The sequence below is a fragment of the Flavobacterium chungangensis genome (assembly GCF_042654045.1).
GTDB lineage: Bacteria > Bacteroidota > Bacteroidia > Flavobacteriales > Flavobacteriaceae > Flavobacterium > Flavobacterium chungangensis.
In genome coordinates this window covers 211,323-223,362 of record NZ_JBHSFY010000009.1, presented here as the reverse complement: position 1 = coordinate 223,362, position 12,040 = coordinate 211,323, and the positions used below count along the sequence as shown (strand labels likewise).

Annotated in this window: 7 protein-coding genes; 2 read left to right on the top strand and 5 right to left on the bottom strand. The window is 34.1% G+C overall.

All coding sequences use genetic code 11. The features are described from left to right. Window positions 1–164: 164 nt before the first annotated feature. The 5 genes from ACFO3N_RS15830 to ACFO3N_RS15810 all read right to left on the bottom strand — a co-directional run bounded on the left by ACFO3N_RS15830 (window position 165) and on the right by ACFO3N_RS15810 (window position 8,263). On the bottom strand, window positions 165–533 hold the full coding sequence (locus ACFO3N_RS15830; protein ID WP_095930732.1) for a SpoIIAA family protein: 369 nt from the start codon (window positions 531–533) through the stop codon (window positions 165–167). An 875-nt stretch (window positions 534–1,408) separates the two neighbouring features. After that, a complete protein-coding gene (locus ACFO3N_RS15825) occupies window positions 1,409–3,178 on the bottom strand; it encodes a RagB/SusD family nutrient uptake outer membrane protein (RefSeq protein WP_379799226.1) in 1,770 nt (589 codons plus the stop codon). A gap of 5 nt (window positions 3,179–3,183) precedes the next feature. Beyond that, entirely contained in the window at window positions 3,184–6,465 is a 3,282-nt protein-coding gene (locus tag ACFO3N_RS15820) for a SusC/RagA family TonB-linked outer membrane protein (RefSeq protein WP_379799224.1), read from the bottom strand. Window positions 6,466–6,535: 70 nt separating this feature from the next. Continuing rightward, window positions 6,536–7,459 carry a FecR family protein gene (locus ACFO3N_RS15815; protein WP_379799222.1) on the bottom strand — a complete coding sequence of 308 codons (924 nt, stop codon included), beginning with the start codon at window positions 7,457–7,459 and terminating at the stop codon, window positions 6,536–6,538. Between the two features lie 279 nt (window positions 7,460–7,738). Continuing rightward, window positions 7,739–8,263: an RNA polymerase sigma-70 factor gene (locus tag ACFO3N_RS15810; protein WP_129748155.1), complete on the bottom strand. Its 525-nt coding sequence runs from the start codon at window positions 8,261–8,263 to the stop codon at window positions 7,739–7,741. Window positions 8,264–8,528: 265 nt separating this feature from the next. On the opposite strand from ACFO3N_RS15810, the gene ACFO3N_RS15805 reads away from it, so the two are divergent. Together ACFO3N_RS15805 and ACFO3N_RS15800 are read left to right on the top strand one after the other, a co-directional pair. Continuing rightward, window positions 8,529–9,587 (top strand): phosphatidylinositol-specific phospholipase C1-like protein, encoded by a 1,059-nt coding sequence (locus tag ACFO3N_RS15805; protein WP_379799219.1) that lies wholly within the window; start codon window positions 8,529–8,531, stop codon window positions 9,585–9,587. A 363-nt stretch (window positions 9,588–9,950) separates the two neighbouring features. After that, window positions 9,951–11,882, top strand: coding sequence for a metallophosphoesterase family protein (locus ACFO3N_RS15800; RefSeq protein ID WP_379799217.1), 1,932 nt, complete (start codon window positions 9,951–9,953; stop codon window positions 11,880–11,882). The last annotated feature ends 158 nt before the right edge of the window (window positions 11,883–12,040 follow it).

The window sequence follows — 12,040 nt, the reverse complement described above, 5'->3', positions numbered from 1 at the left end:
GCCTTTAACCGAGTTATGCCTTTTCATAACTTCTTCTACACAACGAAGTTTAAATTCACAATTGTACTTGACTTTTCTTTCCATAAAAATGCCCCCAAATAGTGTCTAACTTTTTGGGGGCAGTTCACTTTATAAGCGCTCTTTCTATTTTTGATTAGATTGAATTAAGAAATATTTCCTTCAACCCAATTTAATGCTTTATTAAAATCAGCCTTTTTATAACCACGAAACTCGCCTGGAACAATATAGCTAAATCCGTTTGTAAAGGAGATAATTTCTTCTGTATCGGTAACAATTGCAGCTCTATTCCATTTTCCTAAATGCTTAAGTCCCAAAAGTCCATCTTCTAGCCATGCTCCTGGTGTAAAATTTTTAATGTCTGTATCTAAGACCAATAAAAAATTAATTTCATTGACTTGTTTTACCAAATGCTCAACCGCTGGAGTTACTGTAGTCAAAAAATCTTCTTTTGTTACTTCTGCCAATGCTCTAAAGGCAACAATATTATCTGTGGTATCAATTTGATGTATCATGATTTTTATTCTTTTTGAGTTATTTAATTCTGTTCATTTTTAAACATTTTAAGAATGTTCAACACATACTCAAATATACTCATTATCAATCAGATAACACTTACATTTAACTATTCGTTTATTATATTTTTTTAAGGTGCTAAGGTTCTGAGTTGATAAGTTGCTGAGATGCTGAGATACTGAGATGCTGAGATACTGAGATGCTGAGATTTATATACTTTACGTTCTATGCACTGCAGTGCATTTCTACAACTATAATTACTACAAACCATGATTATCGTATAATTTGATTACCAAAGATCTTCCGTAGAGACGCACTGCTGTGCGTCTAACGTTTTGTGAAATAATGTAAGGAAATCTAATCGGAAATACTTTGCGTTAGATGCACTGCAGTGCATCTCTACAATTCTGTTATCTTATAAACCTAGATTATCGTATAATTTAATTACCAAAGATTTTCCGTGGAGACGCACTGCTGTGTGTCTAACGATTTATGAAATCATACAGAAAATCAAATCGGAAATACTTTGTGTTAGATGCACTGCTGTGCATCTCTACGATTCTGTGATAAATATAAACCTAGATTATCGTATAATTTAATTACCAAAGATTTTCCGTAGAGACGCACTGCAGTGCGTCTAACAATTTGTGAAATCATACAGAAAATCAAATCGGAAAGACTTTGCGTTAGATGCACTGCAGTGCATCTCTACAGTTCTGTACGGAATATCATTATCTAAAAAGCCTTTGCAACTTTGCAACTATAAACCTTAGAATCTTAGCATCTTAGAACCTTAGCATCTTTAAAAGAAAAAGCCTGCTTTTTTGAAGCAGGCTTTTTGAAAAAAAAATAAAAAATAAACTAACACACAAACTTAATTGTATCCTTGATTTTGTTTGAATTCCTTAGTCACATCGATAGTAGACTGTGGAATTGGAAAAACTCTTCTGTATGGTTCTGAAGCTGGTTTTGCGGTTCCTGGAAGATCAAATTTCCCGAAACGGATCATTTGTGGTCTTCTGTATAATTCCCAGTATAATTCGAAACCAATTTCGTTATATAAAACAGTCTGATCGATTGCAGTCAAAGCTTTTCCTGGTGTGCTTCCGTATAGAGATTCTCTTTTTCTGCTCGTACGTAATTTGTTCAAATCTTCCATAGCTTGAGCTGTATTCCCTTTTCTGAAATAAGCCTCAGCTCTCATCGTGTAAATTCCTCCTAAACGGAATAAAGGAATATCAACATTACTGTTTCCGTTTCCTCCTTCTGGATCGAATTCATATTTGAAAATACGTGCTCCCTGATTGATCTCGTTCTGAGCAAAAACTGCCTGAGCCGGATTTTTGAAAGTCAAGGAAGGTGTAAAATCCATTCTTGTAGTTGTGCTTTTTTCCATGTATAACGGAGAAACTTTAATACGTCCGTTAACCATTTCTAAAGAACCAGACGATAATAAGATTGGTCCATACTGAGGTCCAAATTCAATTCCTCTATTGAAGTGGAACCAAGGTAAATTAGCACTTTTCGGAACAATATCTGTCGCTGGAACGCTTACATCTGTACCGTCATTTTTAAACCAAGTTCCGTCAGCATATTGGTATTTCTGTTGAAATCTCGGATCATCGTGATTTCCATTCCATGTCGCAAAAAACTCAGGAGTTGTGCAAGCCGCGTTTGTTCCTCTATTGGCTGCAGAAGTCCTTTGGTTACGCTCCATACATACATAAGCAAAACTGTTAGATCCGTTTCTGATATAATCTATCTTCTGAGAAATAGCAAAAATCAACTCTTTTCCTTTATCATTGTCTCTCGCGAAGTTTTTGAAATAATCACTTTCTAAAGAATACTTTCCTGAATCAATCAATAATGAAGTATAATAAATTACACGATCCATATCTGTTCCTGTACCAGTTGCGGCAGCTTCAGTAAAATTAAAACTTGAAGATGCATTGAAACGATCTTTAAAAACCGCACGATTCAAATACATAGTTGCTAAGAATCCATAAGCTGCTTCTCTTGTAAATCTTCCGTGATGCGTTTGCTGTGTTCCCATTTCTGCTAAATCTGGCAGAAGAGCTTCAACGTCTTTTATCAATTGATCGATTTGCGTATCGGCTTTTAAAATCTGTAAAGGCGCATTTGGGTTCATCGGATCTCTGTAAGGCGCTTGTCCGTACAAATCTAATGTGGTGTACAAATAATACGCTAAAAGTCCTTTCGCTTCCGCTAAAAACAATTTCTTTTCGGGAATTGAACTTTCTTCGACTGATTGAATTGCAGTTAACGAACGCGTAATTCCGTTTGTCAATTTGTTCCAGTTATCCACTACAACAGCATTATCAGATTTCCATGTAAACTCATGCATATCTCTCCATTTTCCACCATCTCCCCAGTCACTTCCTCGAGTTGGCAAAATTGCTTCGTCTGTCGTGTATTCCTGCAAAGAAAAAATTCCTCCATGATCTACAAACGTTCCATCTCCTAAACGGTCGTAAGCAGCCGCAAGAGCTCCAGCAGGGTTTGAAGCATCTTCTCCTAAAACCTCATCCAAAACAACTTCGTCAAGGTTAGTACAGCTTGCAAAAAGCCATATAAAAGAAAATATTGCTAATGTTTTTATATTAAAAATTGTATTTGTCTTCATAATAATTATAGTTTTAAAGTTGCTCCAAAACTGAATGTTCTAGAAGTTGGATAACTTGCATAATCGATACCAATAGATTGATTTCCTCCGTTTGATTTCGGACTGTTGATTAACGGATCGTAACCTGTATAATTTGTAATCGTAATTAAGTTCTGACCTGTTACATAAAGCGTTAATCCGTTGATCCAGTTTAATCCTTTCAAATCGAAGTTGTAACCAATACGAGCTGTGTTTAATCTAATAAAATCTGATTTTTCTAAGAAAAGAGTTGATAAGATTGGTGAGTTTGCTGCATTTGCTCCAGACTCATAATAACCTGTTGCCACGTTACGATCTGATGCTAAATTGTTTATGTTTAATGCATTCAAACCTGTATTGTTTAATAAATAACCACCTGTTTGTCCGATGATAGAGAACGAAAACGTAAAGTTTTTGTATCTCATGTCACTATTAAATCCGTAGTAGAAAGTTGGAAGGGCGCCTTCAATAATAATTCTATCGCTGTTATCAATTTTACCATCTCCATTCTGGTCTTTAAAAATGTTTCCTCCATTTGCATCAAAACCAATGTGCTCCAATAAATAGAAAGATCCAGCTGCATAACCGCTTTTGTAAATATTTGCATTTACTCCAGATTGTCCAGGTCCTGAAATTGTTCCTGTTAAGATTTCTGAAACTGGAAGATCTTCAATCTTGTTATTTAATGTTGCTCCGTTCATGTCAATATTCCAAGAAAAGTTCTTAGTATCTACTATTTTTGAACCTAACATAAACTCAATACCTTTATTGATAATTTTACCGTCAATATTGGTCCAGATTGTAGTGGTTGGACTCAAAGCTTGAGAAGGAACATTCAAAATCGCATCAGTAGTGGTTTTATTGAAATAATCTAATGTTCCGTACAATTTGTCATTCCATAAATTGAAATCTAAACCTACGTTAAATTGCGTCACAACCTCCCATTTCAAATCAGGATTTGGTGTTCTATTTACAGAAACTCCATTTACTAGATTTAAATCATCATATAAATAATATCCATCAGCTCCAGATAATGAGTAACTTGCTTGCGTAATTTTATTCTCAACTTCTTGGTTTCCTGTCTGCCCCCAACTCGCTCTTAGTTTTAAGTTGTTTAAAGTAGAAGATTCTTTTAAGAAACTTTCGTTAGCAATATTCCATCCTAAAGCAAATGATGGGAAATAACCGTATTTGTTGTTTTTACCAAAACGAGTAGATCCATCACCTCTCATAGAAGCTGTTAGAAGATATCTATTATCGAAATTATAATTCAACCTTCCAAAATAAGACTGTAATTCGTTTTCCTGCGCATAACCTGTTGTTCCCGATTGAGTCCCTTTAAAACCTGGATTTATGGAAGGAGGAACGCCTTCACCTTGGTTTGAAATTCCGTCGATACTGAAACTTGTTCCTGATCTTTCAAATTTCTGATATGAAAAACCTCCTAAAGCTTCAATTTTATGTTTATCCAAATTTAAATTGTACGTCAGATAATGCTCTACCAAAGAGTTTTTAGAATCTAAATTATTCTGAACATATTTCCCTTTCGGATTCAAATCTGTTAAGTTTGGAAAAATAGTAGTATTTCTCTCTGACATCGAACGATCGATACCAAGGTTCAATTTATACTCTAATCCGTTCACGATTCTAAAAGAAGTTTCAAAGTTTCCTAAAACTCTTAAAGTACGGGTCTGATCGGTATAAATGCTTAATAAATACGCTGGATTGTAATGCGCATTCATATTAAAATTGGTATAATTTCCATTTGCATCAAAAACCGATCTAGTTGGATTTGCCATTAATGTGTGAACCAACAATTGTCCGTTAGAACCTCCGTCATCACTTGTAGGAACACCATCATCCTTAGTTTCACTAGCCGTAAGATTAAATTTTAATTTTAAACGTTTATTGTCTAGAAATGACTCAGCAGCATTAATTCTTCCTGTCAAACGTTTAAAATTGCTGTTTCTAATAATACCTTCTTGATCTAATTGTGATACAGAAGCATAGTAATTTCCTGATTCTGTCTGTTTAGAAAATGCTAGCGAATTGCTTTTTGTAATAGCTTCTCTAAAAATTACATCTTGCCAATCTGTATTCCCACCGTGATCAAAAGCTTTATCTTTAATTGCATTTCTGTATTGACCTGCACTCAAAACATCTAATTTGTTTGCGACAGTAGAAATTCCCAAAGACGAATCAAAAGTTAAAGTTCCGTCTCCTTTTGCTCCTTTTTTAGTCGTTACCAAAACAACTCCATTAGAACCTCTTGCTCCATAAATTGCAGAAGCAGATGCATCTTTCAAAACTGTAATCGATTCTATATCACTATTATTTAAAAAGTTTAAAGGGTTTTTAGCTTGCGAACTACCAAAACCAACATTCGTTCCCGATGGACTCACATCGTCATTAGACAATGGAATTCCGTCAACAACAAACAAAGGCGTACTTCCGCTTCTAATAGATCCGACACCTCTAATGGTTACGTTTACCCCCGCTCCAGGCTCACCGCTTGTACTCACCACACGAACACCCGCAACTTTTCCTTGAATTAAATTATCTGGCGAAATGCTTACTCCTTGTTTAAAGTTTGCCGCTTCCAATTGCGTAACTGCTCCCGTAACGTCTTTTTTAGATTGTTTTCCGTAACCAACAACCAAAACCTCATTTAATTCTGCAGTAGCTGGCTCTAACTGAATTGTCATAAAACCACTCTGTGCAGGAACCGTCTTAGATTTGTATCCTACATACGAAATATCGATTGTTTTTCCTTCTCCTACAGTAAGTTCAAAAACACCGTCAAAATCGGTCACTGTTGAGTTTGAAGTGCTCGTTTCTATTACAGATGCACCAGGAATAGGCAATTTATTTTCGTCAACGACTTTTCCTTTTATTTTAATTCTCTCAATTGCTTTGGTATTTACTGCTTTTGGCTCAGCTGTTTTTTGAATTAAAATTAATTTACCATTAATGTTATAATTGAAATTGGCTTTTTTAGAAAGATCATTCAAAATAGCAGTAATAGACTCTGTATTATAATTTACTGTATAAGCTGTATTATCAGCAATTATAGCTTGTCCGTAACTGAATTTGTAATCGGTCTGCTTTGTTAATTTTGAAAAAATAGAGACAAGAGTCGCTTTTTCTATTTTATTTGCTATTTTTGACTCTTTTAATAAAGTTTTACTATAACCGCTCTGAAAGGCAAGTAAAGCTAGAACTAAAAAGACAAAACTCTTTAGATTTAAATAAGAAGGTTTAAAATACATGATTTAAGTAATTGTTTTTACGATGCTTAATTTATTAATGGCAGTTGTTCCCGCAACTGCTTTTTTGTTTTTAATCCACTTTTACTATTTCGCCATAGACTTTGAATTTTAGGTTTGTGATATAATTTATTTGTTCCAAAACATTTTCTAATGTCGCGTCCTTCTTAATGAATACCGTTAACGGCATTGCTAATACGTGTTTATTGTTATACTCAAATGAAACTCCGTATTTATATTGTAAAATGGTGATTACTTGTTTTAAAGTAGTTTGATCTAACGTAACATCTTTATTATACCAATTCACCAAAAATGCTTTATCGGCCAATTGTTTGGTTAATTTTTCACCTTCAAATAAAGCTTCCTGATTTGGTACTAAATCAACGCTCTGCCCTTTTCCAGACACATTTACTTTTCCAGTTACTACAATCACTTTACAGTTTAATTTTGATAATTGAATGTGAAATGAAGTTCCTACAACTCTGGTTTGAATTTCGCCAGAATGAATAATAAATGGATGCTTTTTGTCTTTGGCAACTTCAAAAAACGCATTTCCTTTTACTAAAGAAACTGTTCTTTGATCGCCTTCAAATTTTTCAGGATACTGAAATGATGAGTTTGCTGCCAGATAAATTTTCGAACCGTCACTTAATTGGATAGATTTGGGAATCGATGACGTTTTAAATGTGATTTGTTTTTGGTTTAAAACATTTGGTCTCAAGAAAAATCCTAAACCAAGCAGAAAAAGAATGCTGGCAGCAGCTATATATTTTAAATAAGGACGGAAAGATTTCTTCTTTCCAATTCTTAACTGAATTTCATCGTACATATTTTGAGACTCGATTTCTGGGTTTCCCATAAAATCATTATTCCACTTTGATTTTTGATATTCGCTGAAAGCAAAATCATGTAATAAATTTTCTTCTGCCGATGAAGTTTTTCCTCGCGAACTTTTATCCAGCAAATACTCTAAACTATGTTTGATTCTTTTTATCATAATACTTATTACTGCCTCTTAGTGTAATTTTTCAACACATAGAATCATAGTTTCTCATTGCTTGCTAAAGGCGTTTCACTAGTTTAAATAATCATAGTTGTATAGCTATGTGTAAAAACTAGTTTTTTTAATTACCTTTTTTAAAAAGAAAAATCTATGTTTCTATGTGTTAAAACAAAATTGCTAATTACCCTTAACAGACTATTGTTTTATATAAGTACCAGAATCTCGAAATCGTACTATCGCCAAATATTATGAAAACATCAAGCAAAAGTTATTTTAAAATTTTTGATTGAAAATAATAAATGGAGCGAGCCAAGCTAGATCTTTTAAGCCTTCGCGAAGTTGTTTTACTGCAGATGAAATCTGATTTTTTACGGTTTGTTTCGAAATTCCAAGTTCTTCTGCAATCTGATCGATTGTCATGTCTTGAAATTTATACATCAACAAAACTTCTTTTCTTTTCTCCGGAAGTTTATCTAATAATGAATAAAGCAGATCCATCACTTCTGGATCAATTGTCGAAAAATTGTCGATAATGTAGTCTTCGAATTTTTCTTCTAAAATCGTCTTATCAAAACGATTGTTCTGATAATGTTTAAAGACTTGATTTTTTACAGCGCGAAACAAAAAAGGTTCAATCGCATTAATATTCAGCTCTTCTTTTCTTTCCCATAAATCCACAAAAACATCCTGAACGATGTTCTGCGCCAAGTCTTTATCCTGAGTCATCGTATAAGAAAATGCGTTAAGCTTTTTCCAATATTGATTATACGTTTGTTCAAAAATTTCAGGATTGTTCATATTGTAATTACAGGCTTTTTAATATCGTAAAATAATAAAATGAAAACCCAATGCTTTTTGCGTCAAGGTTATCTTTAAATTAATAAATAAACACGTTTGTTGTATTAATACTACTTTTTTATGGACAAAAGAGGAATGTCTTTGCGATTTCTTTTTTTTAATCTAACATAAAAACGAGCGGCAGACTTTAATTTAGTCACTTTCAAAAAATGCAATTTTCTTTTGATGCGTCCCCAGTCAACAGTATCAATTACATTTTAGAATTATGAAACCATTTTTGTTCACTTTATTATTAGCAGGAGCTTTAAGTGCTCAGGCTCAGAACGACAATCTGAAAATAAACCAGCTTCAGGTTATCGGATCGCATAACAGCTATCGTCATGCGATCGAAACGGACTTATACAATACTATTCAAGCACGAGACACTTCTCGTTCGCTTAAAGGTTTACAGTACACTCATATTAGTATTACAGATCAATTAAATAAAGGTCTACGCAATCTGGAAATCGATATTTTTGCTGACGCGAAAGGCGGAAAATATGCGCATCCGAAAGGTTTAGATATTGCAAAATCTGAAGAAGCTTACGATCCAGATGGACTAATGAAAAAACCTGGCTTTAAAGTTTTCCACATGCCGGATATCGATTTTAGAACTTCTTGCTATACTTTCGAAATCTGTTTGCAGGAATTGAAAAAATGGTCAGATGCCAATCCAAATCACGTTCCGGTTTTTATCACTTTAGAACCAAAAGACGGCGATGCCAATTTCTTCGGAACAAAACCTGAAGATTTCACCGCAGCCGTTTTTGACGAAATGGACAAAGTAATCCGCAAAGAATTAGGAAAAGACAAACTGATTACGCCAGATATGGTAAGAGGAAAATACAAAACACTCGAAGAAGCTGTTTTGCATGACAACTGGCCAACATTAAAAGAAGCCAAAGGACGATTTTTATTCTTATTAGATAATAACGGCGCAAAAAGAGATTTGTACGCATTGAATCATCCGTCCCTTAAGGGACGCGCCGTTTTCATTAACGCCGAACCCGGAAAACCAGAAGCCGCAGCTTTATTCCGAAACAATTCTGAAGATCCACAAATTGAGGAATTAGTAAAAAAAGGCTACTTAATAAGAACAAGAGCCGATTCTGATACCAAAGAAGCGCGTGCTAACGATTATTCGCATTTTGAAGCAGCTAAAAAATCAGGCGCACAAATCATCACAACCGATTATTATCTGCCAAGCACTTTCTTTAATTCGCCATATCAGATTAAATACGATGATGGAAGTTATGTGAGAAATAATCCTGTTAATGGAAAATAGTTTTTTTTGTTTCAGGTTTCAAGTTTCAAGTTATTTCTGGAACGGGAAACCTGAAACTTGAAACAATAATAATTTTAACCACAAAGAGCGCAAAGATTTACGCAAAGTCCGCAAAGCTTTATGTATGTAGTTTGTAAATATAGCCCGCGGTTTCAACCGCGGGAACGCTCAGAGAGACTATATACATTGTGTCCCCGCGGTTGAAACCGCGGGCTATATTAAAACGAGATTTGATAATTATCTTTTTAAAAGGCGCAATCCACAAAGCTTTGCGACCTTATTTATTTTATAAATCATGCTCAAAAATCTTTGCGAACTTTGCGTAAATCTTTGCGCTCTTTGCGGTTAAAAAAAACAAACCCTATGAATTCAAGATATACAATATTATACATGTTAGTGTTCCTAGTTTTTTTCAACAATAATGCATCAGCACAAAATGTAAAAAACCTCAACGGAACGCAAATCGCATTTTTATCTGATGTGCATCTACAGGATTTATTCGGAAGATTTTCAGATTCAGATTATAAAGGCGTTATAAATCCGAAAACGGGAGAATATGTTTTGGTGCGAACGATGTCATCTCAGCTGCATTCTACTCGAATATTCAATGAAAATTATTTCGCCTTTATAGCCGCTTTAGAAGATATCGCTAAGCGAAAAATCAAATACGTCGCTCTTCCAGGAGATTATACCGATGACGGACAGCCAATTCACGTTCGCGGATTAGCCAAAATATTAGAACAATACACCAAAAAATACGGAATAGAATTCTTCATTACCACAGGAAATCATGATCCAGTTGGGCCATTTGCGCAAAAATCTGGAAAAGAAGATTTCTTAGGGAATGATGGTAAAAGTCAACCCATTTTTAGCAAAGACGGTATTTATAAGCCAAATCTAAACATCGAACAGCCAGTAGTTGTTACCGCCGACATTGCTAAAATGGGTTATTTAGGAATTACAGATCAACTTCAGGATTTTGGTTTTCATCCGAATAAAAAATACAAATTCTGGGCAACTCCATTTTCTACTTATACAAGCGAAAATTATACATTCGAAAAAGCTTTAGAAAGTGCAAAATTGGAAAATCGCGTATACGAAGTAGCGCTAGGTTATGAAGTTCCAGATGTTAGTTATGTCGTAGAACCTATCGACGGACTTTGGTTGATGGCCATTGATGGAAATGTTTATATACCAAAGAAAAATGCTTCTGCAGATAAAGACTCTAAGAATTACAGCGAAGCCAGCACGGGTTATAACAATGTACTTTCGAACAAAAGACATCTTATAAAATGGGTTGAAACTATTTCGGCGGAAGCCAAAAAACAAGGAAAAACTTTAATCGCATTCAGCCATTTCCCTATGATTGATTTTAATGACGATGCTTCAGCAGAAATAAAAGAATTGCTTGGTCCAAACAAATGGCAATTAAACCGAGTTCCTGTCGAAGAAGTAGCACAAGTATTTGCAGATGCAGGATTGAAGATTCATTTTGGAGGTCATATGCATATCAACGATACGGGAGTTCGAACTTCTGTAAAAGGAAATACTTTGGTTAACATTCAAACACCATCTTTAGCAGCTTATATTCCCGCCTACAAATTATTGACTTTCAAAAAGGATAATCTTGTAGATATTCAAACTATTACTGTTGATGATGTTCCGAGATACAACGAACTTTTTGATTTATACAAAATGGAATATCAGTTTTTGGAAAGTCAGAACATGCAAGACATTTGGAATATTGATATTTTAAAAACAAAAAACTATCATGATTTTACCGATTTTCATTTAAAAGAATTAGTTCGTCTTCGTTTCTTAAAAGACGATTGGCCTTCTGCTTTCAAAGATTTTATATTGAATGTTTCTGCAAAAGATTTACTGGTTTTAGCCAATATACAATCCAATCAAGATTTTGATTTTATACTAAAAAATAAAGAACAGTTTCAAAAGGAATGGAAAGAAGCTGAAGCGAAATCGGAAAAAATCCTAACTCAGAATAATCTCAAAAAAGAAAACTTTAATTGGACGGGTTATGATCTTCTAGTAGATTTTTATCGTTTTAGAAGTGCAGATGAATTGGCTTTGGCTGATGTTGGAATTCAAAGAGCAAAAGAATATAAAGTTTTGTCTGATTTATTTTTAGAAGGTTCCAAAGCTGATCTTTCAAAAGATACTCCCTTGCAGAAACAGATGAAATTATTCCTGATCATCTTCAATAAATTTATGCACGAAGTTCCAGCAGATCATTTTACTGTTGATTTAAAAAATGGTGAGATTAAGAGTTTGAAGTGATGTTTTTTTTTAACGCAAAGAGCGCTAAGGTTACGCAAAGTTCACAAAGAATTTTGAGCATAATTTTATAAATTAAAGTTCGCAAAGCTTTATGAATTCTAGTTTTGTAGATCTACAGAAAAAATAATTTTAACAAACTAAATTTTAACATAGCCTGC

Coding starts and splice junctions, on each gene's coding strand:
- ACFO3N_RS15830 (WP_095930732.1), bottom strand. CDS start 533: ATGATACATCAAATTGATACCACAGATAATATTGTTGCCTTTAGAGCA.
- ACFO3N_RS15825 (WP_379799226.1), bottom strand. CDS start 3,178: ATGAAGACAAATACAATTTTTAATATAAAAACATTAGCAATATTTTCT.
- ACFO3N_RS15820 (WP_379799224.1), bottom strand. CDS start 6,465: ATGTATTTTAAACCTTCTTATTTAAATCTAAAGAGTTTTGTCTTTTTA.
- ACFO3N_RS15815 (WP_379799222.1), bottom strand. CDS start 7,459: ATGATAAAAAGAATCAAACATAGTTTAGAGTATTTGCTGGATAAAAGT.
- ACFO3N_RS15810 (WP_129748155.1), bottom strand. CDS start 8,263: ATGAACAATCCTGAAATTTTTGAACAAACGTATAATCAATATTGGAAA.
- ACFO3N_RS15805 (WP_379799219.1), top strand. CDS start 8,529: ATGAAACCATTTTTGTTCACTTTATTATTAGCAGGAGCTTTAAGTGCT.
- ACFO3N_RS15800 (WP_379799217.1), top strand. CDS start 9,951: ATGAATTCAAGATATACAATATTATACATGTTAGTGTTCCTAGTTTTT.